This window comes from Micromonospora sp. BQ11, assembly GCF_052068135.1.
Classification (GTDB): Bacteria; Actinomycetota; Actinomycetes; order Mycobacteriales; family Micromonosporaceae; genus Micromonospora.
In genome coordinates this window covers 223,231-241,692 of sequence record NZ_JBQHDB010000011.1, presented here as the reverse complement: position 1 = coordinate 241,692, position 18,462 = coordinate 223,231, and the positions used below count along the sequence as shown (strand labels likewise).

At 74.6% G+C, this 18,462-nt stretch carries 15 protein-coding genes; 4 read left to right on the top strand and 11 right to left on the bottom strand.

Translation table 11 applies throughout. The annotated features are described in order from the left end of the window. Nucleotides 1–633: 633 nt before the first annotated feature. Nucleotides 634–1,449, top strand: a complete 816-nt coding sequence (ddaH, locus tag ACTMSW_RS23170; RefSeq protein ID WP_441182782.1) for a dimethylargininase — start codon at nucleotides 634–636, stop codon at nucleotides 1,447–1,449. Beyond that, a complete protein-coding gene (gene rocD / locus ACTMSW_RS23165) occupies nucleotides 1,446–2,660 on the top strand; it encodes an ornithine--oxo-acid transaminase (RefSeq protein WP_441182767.1) in 1,215 nt (404 codons plus the stop codon). Before ddaH ends, rocD begins: the two co-directional genes overlap by 4 nt. Nucleotides 2,661–2,727: 67 nt before the next feature. Here rocD and ACTMSW_RS23160 read toward each other — a convergent pair whose 3' ends face one another. From ACTMSW_RS23160 to ACTMSW_RS23150, 3 genes are all read right to left on the bottom strand, one after another. Continuing rightward, entirely contained in the window at nucleotides 2,728–3,879 is a 1,152-nt protein-coding gene (locus tag ACTMSW_RS23160) for an FHA domain-containing protein (RefSeq protein ID WP_441182766.1), read from the bottom strand. Then, entirely contained in the window at nucleotides 3,869–4,168 is a 300-nt protein-coding gene (locus ACTMSW_RS23155; RefSeq protein WP_441182765.1) for a 4a-hydroxytetrahydrobiopterin dehydratase, read from the bottom strand. Before ACTMSW_RS23155 ends, ACTMSW_RS23160 begins: the two co-directional genes overlap by 11 nt. Nucleotides 4,169–4,257: 89 nt before the next feature. After that, nucleotides 4,258–5,340, bottom strand: a complete 1,083-nt coding sequence (locus ACTMSW_RS23150; RefSeq protein ID WP_441182764.1) for a golvesin C-terminal-like domain-containing protein — start codon at nucleotides 5,338–5,340, stop codon at nucleotides 4,258–4,260. A gap of 214 nt (nucleotides 5,341–5,554) precedes the next feature. Between ACTMSW_RS23150 and ACTMSW_RS23145 the strand changes: the two genes are divergently transcribed. Further along, on the top strand, nucleotides 5,555–6,322 hold the full coding sequence (locus tag ACTMSW_RS23145; RefSeq protein WP_441182763.1) for a hypothetical protein: 768 nt from the start codon (nucleotides 5,555–5,557) through the stop codon (nucleotides 6,320–6,322). 44 nt (nucleotides 6,323–6,366) lie between these two features. Here the strand turns inward: ACTMSW_RS23145 and ACTMSW_RS23140 are convergent, their stop codons facing one another. The 5 genes from ACTMSW_RS23140 to ACTMSW_RS23120 all read right to left on the bottom strand — a co-directional run bounded on the left by ACTMSW_RS23140 (nucleotide 6,367) and on the right by ACTMSW_RS23120 (nucleotide 13,178). Continuing rightward, on the bottom strand, nucleotides 6,367–7,419 hold the full coding sequence (locus ACTMSW_RS23140) for a fatty acid desaturase family protein (RefSeq protein ID WP_441182762.1): 1,053 nt from the start codon (nucleotides 7,417–7,419) through the stop codon (nucleotides 6,367–6,369). Nucleotides 7,420–7,540: 121 nt separating this feature from the next. Further along, a complete protein-coding gene (locus tag ACTMSW_RS23135) occupies nucleotides 7,541–10,921 on the bottom strand; it encodes an SCO7613 C-terminal domain-containing membrane protein (protein ID WP_441182761.1) in 3,381 nt (1,126 codons plus the stop codon). A gap of 80 nt (nucleotides 10,922–11,001) precedes the next feature. After that, entirely contained in the window at nucleotides 11,002–11,322 is a 321-nt protein-coding gene (gene cutA / locus ACTMSW_RS23130) for a divalent-cation tolerance protein CutA (protein WP_441182760.1), read from the bottom strand. A gap of 9 nt (nucleotides 11,323–11,331) precedes the next feature. After that, nucleotides 11,332–12,348 carry a 1-acyl-sn-glycerol-3-phosphate acyltransferase gene (locus tag ACTMSW_RS23125; protein WP_441182759.1) on the bottom strand — a complete coding sequence of 339 codons (1,017 nt, stop codon included), beginning with the start codon at nucleotides 12,346–12,348 and terminating at the stop codon, nucleotides 11,332–11,334. Beyond that, nucleotides 12,348–13,178, bottom strand: coding sequence for a patatin-like phospholipase family protein (locus ACTMSW_RS23120; protein ID WP_441182758.1), 831 nt, complete (start codon nucleotides 13,176–13,178; stop codon nucleotides 12,348–12,350). Before ACTMSW_RS23120 ends, ACTMSW_RS23125 begins: the two co-directional genes overlap by 1 nt. A gap of 121 nt (nucleotides 13,179–13,299) precedes the next feature. Here ACTMSW_RS23120 and ACTMSW_RS23115 point away from each other — a divergent pair, with 121 nt between their 5' ends. Next, nucleotides 13,300–14,772: a protein kinase domain-containing protein gene (locus ACTMSW_RS23115; protein WP_441182757.1), complete on the top strand. Its 1,473-nt coding sequence runs from the start codon at nucleotides 13,300–13,302 to the stop codon at nucleotides 14,770–14,772. A gap of 12 nt (nucleotides 14,773–14,784) precedes the next feature. On the opposite strand, the gene ACTMSW_RS23110 is transcribed toward ACTMSW_RS23115, so the two are convergent. The 3 genes from ACTMSW_RS23110 to ACTMSW_RS23100 form a co-directional block, all read right to left on the bottom strand. Further along, the gene (locus ACTMSW_RS23110) at nucleotides 14,785–15,846 is read right to left on the bottom strand and encodes a glycosyltransferase family 4 protein (protein ID WP_441182781.1); all 1,062 of its coding nucleotides are present in this window, start codon (nucleotides 15,844–15,846) and stop codon (nucleotides 14,785–14,787) included. A 134-nt stretch (nucleotides 15,847–15,980) separates the two neighbouring features. Beyond that, a complete protein-coding gene (locus ACTMSW_RS23105) occupies nucleotides 15,981–16,646 on the bottom strand; it encodes a BON domain-containing protein (protein ID WP_441182756.1) in 666 nt (221 codons plus the stop codon). A 168-nt stretch (nucleotides 16,647–16,814) separates the two neighbouring features. Further along, the gene (locus ACTMSW_RS23100; protein WP_441182755.1) at nucleotides 16,815–18,401 is read right to left on the bottom strand and encodes a trypsin-like peptidase domain-containing protein; all 1,587 of its coding nucleotides are present in this window, start codon (nucleotides 18,399–18,401) and stop codon (nucleotides 16,815–16,817) included. Between the last annotated feature and the right edge of the window lie 61 nt (nucleotides 18,402–18,462).

The following is an 18,462-nucleotide window of genomic DNA, read 5'->3' as shown; positions in this document are numbered from 1 at the left end:
CCGCGCCCCGCGCCCCGCGCCCCGCGCCCCGCGCCCCGCGCCCCGCGCCCCGCGCCCCGCGCCCCGCGCCCCGCGCCCCGCGCCCCGCGCCCCGCGCCCCGCGCCAAGATCATTGCACGCCTTCCCTGAAGTCGGGGCATTCGAGACGCGCCGACACCCCGACAGCAATGAAGTCGAGTGGATCAATCAGCGGGTAGGAGGCCCCCGGGGGGGTCCCCTTTGGACTCGTTATGCCTGTCAGGCATAAATATGCCTGACAGGCATAACGCCTTCGCGGGACGTCACGCCTGACCGAGCTGTGGCGCACGGTGGGCCGGTCCGGAGCGGAACGGATGGGGCTGAGGCCGGACCAGGACAGGACCGGTCCAGGACAGGACAGGACCGGGTGAGGGCAGAGCCGGACCGGGGGCAGAACGCGGCCCTGGACGGGCGCCCGCTGCCGGCCCGAGCCCACCCAGAGCGGGGGACACAACGAAACGTCGCCGAGGGCTGCCCAGACGCAACGATCGGCTGGCCTCCGCAAGGTCCGACGGTGGATCCCTCCGTCTGCGCCGCATAACGTTGAGCGAAGGCGCCAGCCCGTGGGCCGAAGGTGGCCGGGCGCGCCCGACCCCTGGGAGCAGGACAATGACGATGGACGCCACCAGCCAGCGCTTTCTGATGTGCCGGCCGACGTACTTCGCCGTCGACTACGCCATCAACCCGTGGATGGACCCGACCGCCCCGGTCGACGCCGACCTGGCGATCCGGCAGTGGGAGAGGCTGCGCGAGGTCTACCGGGAGCTGGGCCACACCGTCGAGGAGATCACTCCGGTGCCGGGCCTGCCCGACATGGTCTTCGCCGCGAACGGCGGGACCGTGATCGACGACAAGGCGATGGCCGTGCAGTTCCGGGACCCGCAGCGCGCCGACGAGGCGCCCGCGTACCGGGCCTGGTTCGAGGCCGCCGGCTTCGAGATGTACGACCCGAAGCACGTCAACGAGGGCGAGGGTGACGTCCTGCTGGTCGGCGACCACCTGCTGGCCGGCACCGGCTTCCGCACCGCGCACGCCTCGCACGCGCAGCTGCAGGAGGTCTTCGGCTACCCGGTGGTCACCATGCAGCTGGTGGACCCGCGTTTCTACCACCTGGACACCGCGCTCACGGTGCTCGACGAGCGGACCGTGGCGTACCTGCCGGAGGCGTTCTCCCCCGGCAGTCAGGCGGTGCTGCGCCGGCTCTTCCCGGACGCCGTCCACGCGACCATGGCCGACGCCGAGGTGCTGGGCCTGAACGCGGTCAGCGACGGTCGGCACGTGGTGCTGCCGGCGCAGGCCACCGACCTGGCCGCCAAGCTGCGCGACCGGGGCTACGAGACCATCGGCGTCGACCTGTCCGAGCTGCGAAAGGCCGGCGGTGGCCCGAAGTGCTGCACGTTGCGACTCCGTCAGGGAAAGGCGAGCAAGTGATCGAGGACATGCTGCGGACGCCGGGTGCGGTCCGGGACGCGGAGCGGTGGACCGCGCACAACTACCACCCGCTGCCCGTGGTGGTCGCCTCCGCCGAGGGCGCCTGGGTGACCGACGTGGACGGGCGTCGGTACCTCGACTGCCTCGCCGGCTACTCGGCGCTGAACTTCGGTCACCGGCACCCGACGCTCATCCAGGCCGCCCACGAGCAGTTGGACAAGCTGACGCTGACCAGCCGGGCGTTCATCCACGACCAGTTCGCCGACTTCTGCCGGGAACTGGCCGCGCTCTGCGGCAAGGACCTGGTGCTGCCGATGAACACCGGCGCCGAGGCGGTGGAGACCGGCATCAAGGTGGCCCGTAAGTGGGGCTACCAGGTCAAGGGTGTCGCGCCGGGCCAGGCGAACATCGTGGTCGCCGAGGGCAACTTCCACGGCCGTACGACCACCATCGTCAGCTTCTCCACCGACGAGGACGCACGGGCCGACTTCGGGCCGTACACGCCGGGCTTCACCGTCGTCCCCTACGGCGACCTTGCGGCGCTGGAGGCGGCGATCGACGAGAACACCGTCGCGGTGTTGCTCGAGCCGATCCAGGGCGAGCAGGGCGTGGTGGTGCCGCCGGAGGGTTACCTGCCGGGCGTACGCCGGGTCTGCACCGAGCGCAACGTGCTCTTCGTGGCCGACGAGATCCAGTCCGGCCTGGGCCGGACCGGCCAGACGTTCGCCTGCGACCACGAGGGCGTCGTGCCGGACATGTACCTGCTGGGCAAGGCGCTGGGCGGCGGCATCGTGCCGGTGTCCGCGGTGGCCGCCAACGCCGACGTGCTCGGTGTCCTCAAGCCCGGCCAGCACGGCTCCACCTTCGGTGGCAACCCGCTGGCCTGCGCGGTGGCGACCGAGGTGGTCCGACTGCTGGCCACGGGCGAGTTCCAGCGCCGTTCGGCCGAGCTGGGCGGGCGGCTGGAGTCCGGTCTCCAGGCGCTGGTCGGCAAGGGCCTGGTCGGCGTCCGGGTGCGCGGTCTCTGGGCGGGTGTGGACATCGACCCGGCGCTGATGAGCGGCCGGGAGGCCTGCGAGCGGCTCATGCAGCGCGGGGTGCTCGCGAAGGACACCCACGGCTCGACGATCCGTCTCGCCCCGCCGCTGGTGATCACCGCCGACGAGATCGACCACGCCGTGGCGCAGCTCGCGGCCGTCCTGGCCGGCTGAGCGTACGTACGAGGGAAGGGCGCCGGGACCGTCGGTCCCGGCGCCCTTCCGCGTTCTGTACGTGCGCTCAGCGGGGCAGGCGCATGGCCATCGTGGGTGCCTCGGCCATGACCGACGCGGGGGTGTACGGGGCGCCGGCGGGAAGTTCGCCGGGGCGGCCGATCTGCACGCCCGGGTACAGCTCGACCATGTCGCCCTCACCGAGGACCCGGGACTGCTGCGGCGCCAGGGGGATCCGGTCGGCCTCCGCCATCGAGCCGGCCGGGCGGATGCCGGAGCCGTTGGTGCTCACGTCGGTCACGACGACCTCACCCACGCGCAGCTCGCAGCGGATGTGGCTGCGGCTGATCCAGCGGCGGGCCTCGTCGTTGAGCCACTGGCCGAGGACGACGCCACCGGACTGCTCGGGAGCACGGCCGATCATGACCGGCTGCTCCTCGGTGAGGACGAAGCGACGCCGGATCAGCCCGCCGATGCGGACGGCGAGCACCTCGGCACGGGGCCGGGGACCAACGTCGCCGAGGCGGACGCCGTGCCGGGGGCAGGTTGGTACGCCGCCGCGCAGGGTCGGTGGCGGCTGCGCGGCCGGGCTGCGTTCGACGACGCGCGCCAGGTCGGCGAAGGCCCCGCCGCCTCCACCGCCGCCGAAGAGCGCGCACCCGGACTCGGGGCACCGCCAGTGGCGGCTGAGGAGCTTGACGCCGGCCGGTGAGCGCTCACCCTCGACCGGGGTGTGCCCACCGCCGACGTGGGCGATGAAGACCGGCCCGCCGGCGCCCGGCACCGGGGCGACGACCCGCCCGGGCTGGTCCACCAGCCACGGGTAACGCCCCCGCAGGCCGTCGGAGCGGACCCGGGTGACCACCGGCAGGCCGAGCAGGTCGGCCACCTCCAGCATCCGGTCGCCCGGGTTGTCGAGCACCTCGACCAGGCCGTCGTCGGCCCAGCGGCGCACCACCATGCGTTCGTTGGAGGTCAGGTCGGCGTCGGAGAGCAGGGCCCGGTGCACCACCGCGTAGACCGGAACGCTGTCCTCCTCCAGCTCGCGGGCCAGCGCGTCGATCACCATGCCGAGCCGCAGCAGGCTCGCGGGTCGTCCGCCGTCGATGTCCTGGTAGCGGATCACCTCGGCCAGGTCGAGGACCGCCCGGGCCAGGGACGGGTCGGTGCAGACCCGGCCCTCGATGGCGTCCAGCACCTTGCTGATCTCAAATCTCATCGGACGCTCCCACGATCTGGTCGATCCGGCGCGCCAGGTCAAGGTCACGGCGGGTGACCCCGCCGACCGAGTGGGTGACGCAACGGAAGGTCACGGTCCGCCAGCGGATGTCGATGTCGGGGTGGTGGTCGATCTCCTCGGCCACCACGGCCACCCGGTCCACCACCGCGATGGCCTCCGGGAAGCTGGCCAGCTCCACGCTGCGGGCGATCCCGGCGAGGTCTCCCGACCAGCCCGCCAGCCCTTCCAGCTCGTCTCGCACCGCCTGCGCGGTGAGCACGTCTGCCATGCGCTGACCCTACCGGTGGGCCCGGAACGTCGCCGACCTGCGGTGGCGTGGCATCCGGCACCGTACGCAGGGCCGGGACGCCGGCGCCGTCAGACCCGGGTGATCCGGACGGCGTCGGCGACGACGTACCCGGTGGCACCGCTCCACCGGCTCACCGCGAGCACCGTGCGGTCGCCGACGGCGAACGTGAAGGTGCCCAGGGACCGCCACGCGCCGCCGCCGGTGCGCTGGTCGACGGTGACCGTCTGCGTCCCGGACTTCGCGTACACGACGTGCGGCGTGGCGGAGTTGTAGGCGCTGGACGCCGGATGCCAGACCTCGACCCGGTAGGAGCCCTCGGCCGGGATGGCGGCGGTGAAGGTGGCGGCGTCGCTGGTCGCCTGGGGGGCGGCGTAGCGGTAGTTGCTGCCGTACCGCTGGGTCGAGGTGGCGGAGCTGCTCCAGTTGGCGCTGGCGGCGAAGCGCGCGGTGGTGGCGTTGTCGACCACGACGCTGAACCCGCCACCCCCGCCGAGGGCGGCCGCGACGTCCGTGCGCAGCTGCGGCAGCCGCGCGTACAGGACGTCGCCGGGGCAGTCCGTGGCGACGAAGTCGCGGTGGCCGAAGATCTGCGTGGCCGCGATCCCGTAACGGTCGCAGATGTACGCGCAGAGCTGCACCAGCCGGTCGTACAGCGCGGCCGGCGGCGTGGTCGCGTTGTAGTTGCCCTCGTTCTCGATGCCGATGCCCTGGTCGTTCTGGCCGGGGCAGTGCGCGCCGACGACCATGCCGGAGCCGGCCTGGAGGCGGGACAGGCTGTTGTGCCGCCCCTCCGTCACGTACCCCCCGCGGCTGACCGTGAAGTGCTGGCCGGTGTCGGACCAGCCGTTGGAGTCCATGTGGTAGTTCTGGATCGCCCGCGACAGGGAGAACGCGTGCGCCTGCGAGTAGTCGGTGCTGTTCGCGGTGTCGGTGTGGTGGATGACGATCTTGTTGGGGTTCGTGCCGAGCACGGTCAGCGCCGACGACGGGTTGCGAGCCCCCCAGGTGGCGCAGCTCGCGATGGCCGGCGCGGTGACGGCCAGCGCGGGCGCGGCCAGGGCCAGGGAGAACCCGCCGCCGGCGGCGGTGCCGACGCCGAGCAGGACGGCGCCGCGAAGCAGGTCACGACGGGTGTACGGAAGACCGGTCACGGCGCACCTCCGGATGAAGAATTCCTTTGTCGATATCGACAACAGTGAAGGAATTCTTACCAGACATCGACGGTGGCCGCTAGAGCGGATGCGCGGAGCCACCGGGGCCGGAGCCGGTCCGGTGGGACCGCTAGGCTGGCCGCCCTGGACCTGGCGATGACGCCGCCTTCCGGAGCATTTCCGTTCACCCGCGTCCCGCACGAAGGAGAACCCGGTGACGCTCCGCCGCAGATTGGTGGCGGGCCTCGCACTGGCCGCCGTCCTACCCGTCGCTGGCTGCACCGGGGGCGACCCCGGCCGCGCCGAACCGGCCGCCACCCATCCGCCGACGCGCTCCCCGGCAGACGTGCGCGCGGACCTTGAGGCCGCCGCGGCCCGCCTCGGCGAAGCCCCGCTGCGGATCCGGACCGAGAGGTTGGGCGGCGGCGGCCACAGCTTCGTCCTCGGCGCCATGGACCCGACCGGCGACGACGCGGAAATGACGTTCGAGATGGTCAAGCAGGGCAAGGTCACCCGGCTGCAGCTGGTCCAGGTCGACGGCGACGTCTACCTGCGACTCGACGACGCGAGCGACCAGGGCTGGGCGCGCCTGGGCACGACCGACGTCCCGGCTGACAGTCGACTCAACGTGTTGCCCGCCGGCGACCCGGTGGGCATCCGGGCGCTGCTCCGCACGGCGACCGAGATCACCGATGAGGGCACCGGGAAGTACCGGGGTGTCCTCGATGCGAGCCGGTCCCCCAACGTGGATGCCGCCGCCATACCCGGGTACGGAGCGGACCCACGGAAGGTTCCCTTCACCGCCAGCACCGACGACCAGGGGCGACTGACCCAGGTGGTGCTCGACCTCAACGCCGCCGCGCCGGGGGCCGGCACCCACAAGTTCTTCTTCTACGGCTTCGGCGGGAGCTACCCGATCCGCCGGCCCACCGGCCCCGTCACCGACGCGCCGTCCTCCGTGACCAGCAAGCTCGGCGTCTGACCCCGCGGGTTGCGCCGCCCACCGGATCCGCGCGCCCGCCGGGCTCACCTCTCGCGCAGCGGTCGCCCCACCTCGTGCAGGTGCGCCAACGCCTGCCGGTACGAGTCGACCAGCCCGGTCTCCGCGTACGGCACGCCCACCTCGGCGCAGTACGCGCGCACGATCGGCCGGGCCCGCCGCAGGTTCGCCCGGGGCATGTTCGGGAAGAGGTGGTGCTCGATCTGGAGGTTGAGCCCGCCGAGCGCGGCGTCGACGAACGGTCCGCCCCGCACATTCCGTGCCGTCAGCACCTGCTTGCGCAGGTAGTCCAGATCGTCGTCGTCGCCGTCCGGCATCGGCATGCCCTTGTGGTTCGGGGCGAACGAGCAGCCCATGTAGAGGCCCCACAGGCCCTGCTGGATCGCGGCGAAGACCAGCGCCTTGACCGGCGACATCGTCAGCAGCAGCACCGCCACGTACGCGCCGGTGTGCAGCGCCAGCAGCAGCGCCTCGACGGCGCGGTGGCGCATCGGCGTACGGAAGGTTCCGTCGGGCTCCCGCCCTACGATCGCGCGGATGCTCGCCACGTGCAGGTTGAGGCCCTCCAGCAACAGCATCGGGAAGAAGAGCCACGCCTGCCGGCGGGCCATCCAACGGGCGACGCCGCGGGTCTCGGCGGCCTGTTCGTACGTCCAGACCAGCGCGCCGGCCCCCACGTCCGGGTCCTCGTCGGCGTGGTTCGGGTTGGCGTGGTGCCGGTTGTGCTTGTCGACCCACCAGCCGTAGCTGAGGCCGATCGCCAGGTTGCCGGTGAGCAGCCCGACGAGTTCGCTGGGACCGCGTCGCCGGAACATCTGCCGGTGACCGGCGTCGTGCCCGAGGAATGCCACCTGGGTGGTGGCCACCGCCAGCACCACGGCGAGCACCGGCTGCGCCCACGAGTCGCCGGTGACGACGACCGCCGCCCAGACCGCGACGTAGACGCCGACGGTCAGGACGATCCGGGTCAGGTACCGGCCCGGACGTCGGGTCAGCAGCCCGGCCGCCCGCACGCGCCGCGACAACTCGGCGTAGTCGCTCCCCCGCCGCGCCGACGGATCCACCGCTGCACGTCCCATGCCCGGCCCCCCTCGTCCTCGGTGGGCGCGCCTGATGAACGCCCTGTTACCGAGCCTCTCTCAGACGGTAGCGCTGGGTAATCCCGTACACCCCCGAACCGGCGGTAGGGCCCGCCCTACCTCAGCCCATCCGGCCGACTGCGGCGCGCAGGCGGGCCAGATCCCGCAGACGCCGCTCGTACGTGGCCGCCAGCCCGATGAGCGCCAGCCCGCCGAGAGCCAGGAAGATCCACCGGGGCAGCAGGTCCCAGCTCCGGGCCAGCTCGTGCAGGGCGAGCGGGGTGAGCGTCACGGTGCCGAGCACCACCGGCGCCTGCCACCGGCGGGTGGCCCCGGCGAGCACCGCGGCGAGGGCGGCGACGCCGAGCAGGAGCCTCCGCCACGGCTGCGGGTCGGGTGCCCCGAGCACCAGCGCCAGACTGGGCAGCAACGCGGTGGCGAGCCCCGGCCCGAGCGCCGGCCAGCTCGTCAACCCGGGTCGGGTCCGCAGCCCGACCAGGCCCGCGGCGAGGGCGAGGGCCGCCGCCGGCAGGGTGTACGCCTCGACCAGCGTGACGCCACCGGCCCCGAGCAGCAGCCAGGCGCCCAGCAGCTCACTGCCGCCCGCGATCCCGGCGAAGGCCCACCGCCGTTCGACCGGCTCGCCCGGGCGCAGCACCCGCAGCGCGACGGCGGCACCCCACAGCACGCAGACCGCCGCCGCGTACCGGGGCGAGCCGGCGGTGAGCAGCAGCGCGACCAGGGCCACCGCCTGCCCGGCGCCGTCCAGCGCCCCGGCGGTCCGCGGACCGACGCGCGCGGCGGCGAGCGCCGCCAGTGCCATCGTGAGCGCGGCGACGGCCAGCACACCGAACGCCGCCGCCCGCAGCGGCAGCCCGGCGGCCCGCGCGGCGGTGATCGCGAAGCCCGTCGCGGCGGCGACCGCGACGAGGCACCCCGCGAGCCGTACGCCGGCCGCCCGGCCGGCCGTCCCCGCTGCCGTCGCCGCCACCAGCGCGACGCCGAGGGCGGCGAGGGTGCCGGCGCGGGTCGCCGACGCGCCGAGCAGCCCCGAGGCGGCGAGGACCAGCCCGACGGTGGACGCGACGGCGCCCAGCGGAGGGCGGGGTGCGGCGAACGCGGCGAGCAGCACCGCGGCGACCCCGACGAGCAGGGCGGCGGCCGGCACCACCGGCCAGGGCGCACCGGCCGCCACCAGCAGCACGGGTACGGCGAGGACGCCGGACGCCCCTGCCGCCGCGACCGCGCGGACGCCGACGGTACGGGCGACCACGGTCGCGGCGAGCGCCAGCAGCACCAGCGCCAGCCCCACCGGCCACCTCCCCGCCGCGGACACCGGCGACGGCGCACCGGACCAGGGCGCCGGCAGATGCCCGTACGGGGTGACGAGCGCCGTCACCGTCACCGGCACGGCGGCGACGAGCGCGACGGCGAGCAGTACGGTCCCGCTCACCCGCAGCGGGGCGGCCCGGCCGACGGCCAGGTCACCGAGGACGGCCACCAGCACCGCCACCGCCGCGTAGAGCACCACGGGTTCGTCGGCCGGTACGACCACCGGCGCCACGCCGACGACCGGGAGGGCCAGGGCGAGCGCGGTCGAGGCGTACCCGGTCAGGTCGGGCCAGTGGCGGCGGACCGCCCACAGGCCCACGGCCAACAGCACGACGGCGGCCAGCGCGGCCCGGGCCTGCCACCAGGGCGGCGCCGCCACGGCGAACGCGGCGACGGCGGCACCGGCCGGCACGGCCAGCAGCGCGGCCGCGAGCGCCGCACCGGCCAGCGTGCGCTGCGTCGCGCTCCCCCGGCGACCGACGGCGGCGACGGTCAGCCCGGCGACGAGCACCACCGCCAGGGTCACCCCCGCACCGACCGGGTCGGCCAGCCCCACCAGCAGGCCGTGCCCGACCAGGACCGCCCCGGCGACCGCCGCGGTCCGCACGAGCCAGTCACCGGCCGGCCGGACGACTGCCAGCGCCAGCAACGCCACCCCGACCACCAGGTCGACGGCGACCACCGCCGGCCAGGGCGCGGCCCCCACCGCGGGCAGGGCGAACGCGGTCAGCGCCCCGCCGGCCACCGCGAGCGCCGGGCGGGCCGCCCTGGGCAGCAGCAGGGCCGACGCCGTGACCGACAGGGCCACGGCGACGGGCAGCTGCCAGCCCCACGCGGGTGCCGGACCGTCGGCGGCACCCTGCCAGGGTGGCAGCGAACGGCCGACCGCCGTGACGGCCAGCCCGATCCCCGCCAGGGCGGTGATCTGCGCCAACGCTCCCGCGACCACGAGCGCTCCGGTCCGCGGCCCGGTCCGCCACCCGGCGGGAAGCAGCCGCACGGCACCGGCCAGCGCCACCGCGACCAGCGCCGCCGCCAGCAGCACCAGCGACGACCGCAGCTCGGCGACCGGGCGGAGCACCGCCGCACCCAGCACCGGCACCAGCAGGCCGGCGGCCACGTGCCGCAGCGGTTCCGGGCCCACGAGCAGGGCCGCCCCGAGCAGGGTCGCCGCGACCAGCAGCAGCGGGGCACCGGCCAGGAGCGGCGTGCCGGCCGCCCGGCCCAGCGCGAGCGGCACCAGCGCGCAGCCCGCCGCCAGGACGAGCGCGGCCGCGAAACCGACCCAGGTCACCACCCGGCCGGCCACGACCGCCGGCCCGCCGTCCCGGCGGCGCAGCGCGGTCAGCACCGCCAGGTCCAGCAGTGCCAGCCCGACGAGGACCACCGCCCAACCGTCGCCCTCCGGCCGCGCCTCGACGGCGAGCAGCAGCGGCACCGGCTGCACCAGGAGCAGGCCGGCGAACCACGGGCCGGTCAGCCGGCTGAGCCGGGCGTACCCGACGGCGGCCGCCGCGCTGGCCCCCCCGACCAGCGCGGCGTACCTCGTGCCGGGCCAACCGGCCACCCCGCCCAGGTCCACCGTCCAGGCGGCGTACCCGTCGAGGAGCACCAGGAGCAGACCCACCGCGGCGATGGTCTCCGCGGTGCCCCGCAGCCCCCGCCGCGCCAGCGGCAGCGGGACCGCCAGGGCGAGGACGGTGAGAGCGGCCAGGATCAGCGCCCGTCCGGCGATCCCGACGCTGGCCCACGCGACCGCGGTGAAGACCACAGCGGCGGTCCCGAGCAGCAGACCACCGAGGACGAACAGCAGTCCCTGCACCGTCCGGGTCGAGGTCTCCGCGCCGCCGGACCGCGACGGAGGCATCGCCGGCGCCGGAGGCACCGGCGGTTGTCGCACCACCGGGGCCGGACGGACCGGCGCCGGGAACTCCGCCCGGATCGCGGTCGCCAACTCCGCACGCCGCCGCCGGGCCGTGCCGAGCCGCTCGGTGACCTGGTGGTACGCCTGGCGCGCTCGCTCAACCTCCGCGCCGAGCGCGACGATCTCCCGGTCGAGCCGGAGCACCTCGGCCGCCGGAGGGCACGGCGGGCGGCCGCAGCCGGAGCAACCGGTGCCGAGATCGGCCGGGGCGCCGCAGGCGGGGCAGGGGTAGGCGGAGTTCTCCACGCGGCCATCCTCAACCGCTGGGGATCACCGGACCAGAGTGCGCATACCTAGGCCCGAGGCCGTCGTCCGGGCCCGGCTGGTCAGGGACGGGTGTGGTCGTGCACCCACGTGGTGTAGTCCGGATTGCCGCTCTCCACCCGGGTCACCAGGATCTCCGGCACCTCGTACGGGTGACTGGCCCGGATCTGCTCCACCAGCGCGGTGACCCGGTCCGGTGCGGTCTTGAACCGCACCTCCCACTCGCTGCTCGTCTCCACGTTGGACCGCCACCGGTAGGTGCTGTCCACCGGGCCGCCCACCTGGGCGCAGGCGGCAAGTCGGCCGGCGACCGCCGCGGCTGCCAGAACGTCAGCCACCGAGCGCGCGTCCACCACCGTCGTCACGACGCAGATCTGATCCACCTCCGCACCCTACGCGGAGCCGTCGCGATTGGCCGCGATCCACTCGTCGATGCGGCTCCACCAGTCGAAGAGCCAGTCGATGCGCTCCTGCCGGCCGGTCGGCACGTTCTCCGGCGGTACGGACCAGAACCGCATGACGATTCGCTTGTCCATCGGCAGTTCGCGCCAGACGTCGGCGACGGTGAGCAGACGGTCCAACCCGGTGTGGGCCACGAAGATGACACCGGCGTCCGGTGCCGCGTCCAGGGCCGCGAGCAGCCCGCCGGGCTGCGGGGCGAGCACGTGCTGCATCCGTTCCGCGCGCAGGGCCATGCGTTCCAGACCGAGGGAGCGCAGGCGCGCGATGGCCCGCAGGCGGCGCTTCGGGGTGAAGTTGCCGCCCTCCGGGAAGATCACGAACGCGTCGTCGTCGTCCAGGCCGGTGGCGAGGTGTCCGATCTGCTCGGTCGCCGAGCCCCGGCCCCTCGGGTCGGGCGCGAGGAAACGCGTCGGCAGCCGGTTGAGCAGCACGTCGATTGCCGGGTCCCACTGGAGGCTGTCCTTGAGGACGATCCGGGGCTCCCGCTGGAACCAGTTGACCAGCGCGTGGATCAGGATGAAGGAGTCACCCGGGCCGGCGTGCCGGCAGAGCACCAGTTCCGGCCGGCCGGGCAGGGCGGTGTCGGGGTCGGTGCCGACCACGTCGATGCTCAGCCGCAGTGTCCACCGGGCCTGCCAGAACAGCACCCGCAGGAACCAGCCGGCCAGCAGGTAGTGGGCGCGCTGGAAGGCCGGTGCCCGCACCCGCCAGCCGAAGCCGGAGCCGACCCAGAGGACGAAGAGCGCGAGCAGCGCCGCCGCGTCCCACATCAGGTAGACGGCGCCGACCCACAGCACGCGCAGGGGCCGCAGGCGGCCGGGCACGAACGGTGAGGCGGCCAACGCCAGCAGCGCCCACACCGGAACCGTGGTCACCACCGTCACCGCGAGCAGCACCACGCCGGGGGCGAGCAGCAGCCGGCGCAGCCACCGTGGAGGCAGCGGCATCAGCACTCCACCTGCGCCAGGTAGCGCCGGGAGGCCGTGTAGGCGCGGCTGATCCGGCGCCCCACCGCGGCCATGTCCCGGTAAGCCCACGGCGTGTCGTCGCGGGGATCGAGCCCGCCGGTCGGCAGCACGTGCACCTCCACGCCGTCGGGCAGCGCCGCCATCTCCCGCGCGAACCGGTGCCGGCGGGCGATCTCGAACGCGACCTGGGCGATCTCCCAGGGTCGCTTGGGTGGGCTCAGCGCCCGTTCGATCCGACCCACCTGGAGGACGAAGATGCGTACGGCGCCCACGGCGACCGCCTCGCCGATGGGGATGGAGTTGACGATCCCGCCGTCGATGTAGTGCTGGTCGCCGATGCGAGCCGGCGGCAGCAGGCCCGGTACGGAGGCGCTGGCCAGCACGGCCGGCACCACCGGTCCGGTGTCGAACCAGTGCTCGGCGGCCCGCTCGATGTTCGCGGCGCAGCACCGGAACGGCACCCGCAGGTCGGCGAAGGTGGTCTCCGCGCCCAGTTCGCCCTCCAGCAGCTTGCGCAGCGGACGGGGCGAGTGCAGGTGGGTACGGGCGGCGAACCGTCGCACCTGCCGGGCGACCGAGTCGCCGTACACCTCGCTCGCCTCGGGCGAGGCCCAGAGCCGCACCAGGCGGTCGGTGACCGCCTCGGACGGGTCGGCGGCGACCAGCGCGCCGTTAACCGCGCCGATGGACGTGCCGATGACCAGGTCGGGCTGGATCCCGGCGCGGAACAGGGCACGGAGCATGCCCACCTCGACCGCCCCGAGGACGCCTCCGCCCCCGAGCACGAACGCCACCGGTCCCCGCGCCATGGCGTCAATCCTGGCACGCCGGCGCTGCCCCAGCGCCGCAGGTGGGGGCGGGGGCCGTTGACACGACGGAAACGGTCCCGCAACCTGATAGCGCTCCCACCCCCCGAGGCAGGTGCGAAACGTGAAGCCAGCGCTGCGTCCCGGCCGGTTGCTGGCCGACCGATACCGGCTCGTCGACCAGATCGGTGCCGGCGGGATGTCGGTGATCTGGCGTGCCCGTGACGAGGTGCTGGACCGCAGCGTCGCGCTGAAGGTGCTCGCACCGTCGCTCGCGGCGGACGCCCGGTTCCGGGACATGGTCCGCGCCGAGGCCCGGTCGGCCGCCAAGCTGGTCCATCCGCACGTGACGTCGGTACACGACTACGGCGAGACGGTCGCCCCGGACGGCACGATCATGTCGTTCGTGGTCATGGAGTTGTTGGTCGGCGAGGAGCTGGAGCTGCGGCTCACCGAGGGTCCGCTGCCGTGGCAGGAGGCGGTGCGGATCGGCGCGCAGGTGGCCGACGCGCTGGCCGCCGCGCACCGACTCGGCATCGTCCACCGGGACATCACCCCGTCCAACGTGATGATGACGCCGGCCGGCGCGAAGGTGCTCGACTTCGGCATCGCCACCCGGATCGGCGCGCCGGACGAGGACGAGGACGGCGAGACCTTCGGCACCCCGGCGTACGTGGCCCCGGAACGGCTCGACGGTGCGCCGGCGCAGCCCGCCACCGACATCTACTCGCTGGGCGTGCTGCTGCACGAGGCGCTCACCGGGCGGGTGCCGTACCCGGCGGACACCTGGGAGCAGCTCAGCGCGGCGCTGGCCGACGACGGCCCACCGACCCGGGTCGAGGTGCCGGGCCTGCCACCGGAGGTGGCCGACATCTGCCTGCGCTGCCTTTCCCGGAACCCGGCCGAGCGCCCGACCGCCCGCCAAGTCGCCGCCGCGCTGTCCCCGATCCCACGACCGGCGGCGGCCGGAGACGGAACGCCGGCCCGGACCGGCCCGACGGCCGGAGACGGACCGCCGGCCCCGATCGAGCCGACGGCCGGAGGAGCGGCACCCGCCGACGCGCCGGGCCGCCCCCGGCACCGGCGCCCCGGCCTGCCCCGGCCGGTCCTGGTGGTGCCGGTGGTGCTGGTGGTCGGCGCGGCGCTGCTGACACCCGCCGTGTGGCGGGACGAGCCCGACCCGGGCGACGCCCTGCCCCCGACCGGGCCGGCGACCGGGGCACCGGCGTCACCGGGCGTGTCCACCGACGATCCGCCGTCCGGCACGCCGGACCCGGCGGCGACCTCGATCCAGCCTCCCGTGCCGACTCCGACACCGTCCACCGGGGACACCTTCGTGGCGGCGGCGAGCCGCCTCGACGGGCTGATCGGCGCCGGTCTGGACGACGGCGGCATCCGCTCCGACGTGGGCCTGGACCTCCGCAACGAGCTGCGCAACCTGACCGAGGCAGCCCGCGGCGGGCGCGGTGACGTGGCGCAGCGGGTGGCCCGGCTACGCGACAAGGTCGCGGTCCGCCTGCGCGAGGGCGCGATCAACCAGGCGTACGCCGACCGCCTGGACGACGCGGTCACGGCCCTGGGCGAGGCCCGGCTCTGACCCGCCGCCCGGTCAGCGGAGTGCCACGCGGACCGGCTCGCGGGCACGGGCGGGGTGGGCGGCGCCGACGGTGAACCGCCGGTACACGGCCTCGTAGCCGGCCGCGGTACGGTCGGTGGAGAAGTTCTCCGCGACGTGCGCGACGCAGTCCGTGGGGTCGAGGCGGCCGGCCGCGCGCAGCGCCGACGGCAGCTCGTCGGCGGTGGAGCAGATCAGGCCGGTCACACCGGGGCGGACCAGTTCCGGTACGGCGCCCCGGTTGAGCGCGACGACCGGGGTACCGGCCGCCATCGCCTCCACCATCACCATCCCGAACGGCTCCTCCCACTGGAGCGGCATGATCAGGCAGCGGGCCTCGACCAGCAGGCGCAGGGTGGCCTCCCGGTCGGCGTCGAGCACGACGGTGACGTCCTCGTCGACCATCGGCCGGATCACCTGCTCGTAGTAGCGTCGCTCGGCCGGCTCGTTGCACTTGCCGGCGAGCACCAACGGCAGCCCGGCGGCCCGACAGGCGCGGATGGCGATGTCCGGGCCCTTGTCCGGGCTGAAGCGGGCCAGCCACAGCACCGGCCCCCGGCTCGGCCGGTCCTTGTGCGGGATGCCCGTGGTGTCCATCGAGTTGTGGACGGTGCCGACCCAGGGCAGCCGCGGGTTCAGCCGGCGCTGGGCGTGCGAGACCGCGACCAGGCCGACCCCGCGGTCGGTGTCGCTGAGCACGGCGCCGTACTCGCCCACCGGGTTGCCGTGCACCGTCGCCACGGTCGGCACCGCCCGCCGGCCGGCCACCAGCGGGCCGACCGTGGTGTGGTCGTGGATCACGTCGAAGTCGGCCGGGCCCACCAGGTGGTTGACCCGGGCCACGTGGGCCAGCTCCGGCAGTGCTTCGCCGAGCCGCCCGTACTGGAGGTCGGGCACGGTCGACACGAAGTCGGCGGCGGTGCCGTGGACGTTCCCGGCACCGAAGAGTGTCACCGCGTGGCCCCGCGCGACCAGGGCGTCCACCAGGCCCGCCACCACCGTCTCCAGCCCGCCGTAACCGGGCGGGGGCACCGACAGCCAGGGTGGGACCACCATCGCGATCCGCAACGGCCGTCCCGCCGAGCGGTCGTCCGGAAGGTGCACGGCCACAGGGGTCCTTCCCTTCGTCCACAGGCGTCGGCAGCGGGTTCCCGGTGGCGGCTGCGCTACACGCGGCCCCGACCGGACGCTCAGCCGCCGACGAGAAGCTCGTCCCGGACCGCCCGCACCCCCTCGGCCGACCAGGCGACGCGTTCCGCCTGTTCGCGTTCCCACCAGGAGCGGACGACGCCGCTCAGGACGACCGTGTCGCCGTCCACCTCGACGGTCACCCGCTCGGTGCCGATCCCGCGCAGGAGCGCCCGCTGCACGTCCCGGCGGGTCCGCTCGCCGTCGACCGGGGCGGCGGGTCGGACCTCCACCAGGTTCGTCACCCCGCGTACGCCGCCCAGCCGGCGCAGCTCGTGCTCGGCGGTCCGGCGCTGCCAGCCGAACTCGACCTCCCCCCGGAGCACCACCCACCCGTTGGCGACCGTGACGTCGAGGCGCTCGGCGGGCACGAAGCTGTCCCAGTCCAGCGCCCTGCTCGCCGCGATCGCGATGTCCGAGTCGGTGCGTCCGGTGTCACCGGGCAGGCGTACCTCGATGTCGTCGGCGACCGCCCGCACGCCGCGTACGCGCTGCGCGCAGCCCCGCGCGGCCCACCGGCGGGCGTACCCGTCGACCCGGCCGGTGAGCGTCACCACGCCGTCGACGACGGACACCCCGATCTCGTCCGGCCGCACCCGGGGGTCCCAGGCCAGCTCGTCCCGCACCTCCCGCTGGATGCGCGCGTCGGTCTGCAGCGCCGTGGTCATCGCACCCTCCCGTCGGTCGCTGTGCCGAGGGTGCCGCCGGTACGGGTGACGGCGGTTCACCCGTACCGGGTGAACCGCCGTCGTGGGGAGTTGAGCGGCGGGCGGTGGAGCCAACCCCCTTGGCTCCACCACCCGCCGCTGAAGGGAGGAGGAAGGTCTCAGGTACCTCTAGGACGCTTCGGCGAGCGTCACGGTTGCCGTGGATTCGTTCCCGTTCCGCTTGTAGGTCACCTCGACCCGGTCGCCCACCGCACCGGCCTGCACGGCACCGACGAGGTCGTCCGAGTCGTTGATCACCTTGTCGCCGAACCGGGTGATCACGTCGCCGCGCTGGAGGCCGGCCTTCTCGGCGGCGCTGCCCGGTGCGACGGCGGCGACCAGCGCACCGCCGCCCTCGGCCCCGTTGACGCTGACGCCGAGCGACGGGTGGCTGACCTTCTCGCCGCGCTGCAACTTGCCGGACACGTCCTTGGCCTTGTTGCTCGGGATGGCGAAGCCGACGCCGATGTTGCCGCTGCTGCCCTGCCCGGCGGTGGCGATCGCGGTGTTGATGCCGATGACCTCGCCCCGGGTGTTGACCAGGGCACCGCCGGAGTTGCCGGGGTTGATCGGCGCGTCGGTCTGGAGCAGCCCGGCGATCGAGGTGGCGCCCTGTCGCGGGTCCTGCTGCTGGCCGCTGCCGGCCTGGATGGTCCGGTCCCGAGCGCTGAGGATGCCGGCGGTGACCGACCCCTGGAGGCCCAGCGGGCTGCCCAGGGCGAGCACCTGGTCGCCGACCTGCATGCCGTCGCTGTCGCCGAACGTGGCCGGTTTGAGGTCGCTCACGCCGGACGCCTTCAGGACGGCGAGGTCGGTCTTCGGGTCGGTGCCGACGATCCGCGCCTCGGCGGTCTTGCCGTCCGCGAAGATCACCCGGACGCTGCCGCCGCCGGCCGACGCGATGACGTGGTTGTTGGTGAGCACGTAGCCGTCGGCGGTCAGGATCACGCCGGAACCCTCACCGTTGTCGGTGGCGATCGAAACCACGCTGGGCTGCACCGACGCGGCGATGCCCGGCAGGTCCTCACTGTTGATGACCGGCGCGGCGGAGTAGGTGCGGGTGATGCTCGAGTTGCCGCCCACGGCGAGCGCGAGCGCACCACCGGCGACGCCCGAGCCGAACATCAGGGCCAGTACGGCGACACCGGCGCCGGCGACCTTGGCGATCCGTCCCGGCCGCGGGTCGTGCGGGCGCGCCTGCTGCGCCCACGGGGGCATCGACTGGCCGGCGTGGTGCTGACCCGGATGCTGCGGCTGGCCGTACCCCGGCTGACCCCCGCCGCTCCAGCCGGGCTGGGGGCCCGGGTACCAGGGGCCGGCCGGCCACCGGCCCGCCTGCGGCTGGCCGGGATGGACCGGGTGGCCGTACTGGCCGAACGGGTGCGCCTGCCCCGGGTGCTGCTGTCCGGGAGCCGGGTAGGGGGCCGCGACGGGCCCGCCGTGGCCCTCGCCGGCGCGGGGCGCGTCGGGGGTGGCGGCGCCACCGGTGGCCGGGCCGGCCTCGGACGTACGGGGGAAGCCGTCATCGACCGCCTGGACCTCGACGGTCCGGGCCGCGTCGGTGGTCCCGCCGTCGGCGGCGGGACCGGTGCCCGGGGCGGCGGGGCCGGAGTCGGACTGCGCGCGCTCGACGCGAGGCAGCTCGGCGGTGGGGTGCGACGGCTCGGCGTCGGAGGGGGCCGGCCGGCGCTGCGGGTCGGACTCGTACTCGGTCATGGGACCACCCTCTCTCCTGCCACTGCGATGCGCCTGGAACCTGCCTGGACGTTTTCTGAAA

What these genes read in the sequence shown, in the direction of transcription:
- ddaH (WP_441182782.1), top strand. Translation starts at nt 634, where the DNA reads ATGGACGCCACCAGCCAGCGCTTTCTGATGTGCCGGCCGACGTACTTC.
- ACTMSW_RS23160 (WP_441182766.1), bottom strand. Translation starts at nt 3,879, where the DNA reads ATGAGATTTGAGATCAGCAAGGTGCTGGACGCCATCGAGGGCCGGGTC.
- ACTMSW_RS23155 (WP_441182765.1), bottom strand. Translation starts at nt 4,168, where the DNA reads ATGGCAGACGTGCTCACCGCGCAGGCGGTGCGAGACGAGCTGGAAGGG.
- ACTMSW_RS23140 (WP_441182762.1), bottom strand. Translation starts at nt 7,419, where the DNA reads ATGGGACGTGCAGCGGTGGATCCGTCGGCGCGGCGGGGGAGCGACTAC.
- ACTMSW_RS23125 (WP_441182759.1), bottom strand. Translation starts at nt 12,348, where the DNA reads ATGCCGCTGCCTCCACGGTGGCTGCGCCGGCTGCTGCTCGCCCCCGGC.
- ACTMSW_RS23120 (WP_441182758.1), bottom strand. Translation starts at nt 13,178, where the DNA reads ATGGCGCGGGGACCGGTGGCGTTCGTGCTCGGGGGCGGAGGCGTCCTC.
- ACTMSW_RS23110 (WP_441182781.1), bottom strand. Translation starts at nt 15,846, where the DNA reads ATGGTGGTCCCACCCTGGCTGTCGGTGCCCCCGCCCGGTTACGGCGGG.
- ACTMSW_RS23105 (WP_441182756.1), bottom strand. Translation starts at nt 16,646, where the DNA reads ATGACCACGGCGCTGCAGACCGACGCGCGCATCCAGCGGGAGGTGCGG.
- ACTMSW_RS23100 (WP_441182755.1), bottom strand. Translation starts at nt 18,401, where the DNA reads ATGACCGAGTACGAGTCCGACCCGCAGCGCCGGCCGGCCCCCTCCGAC.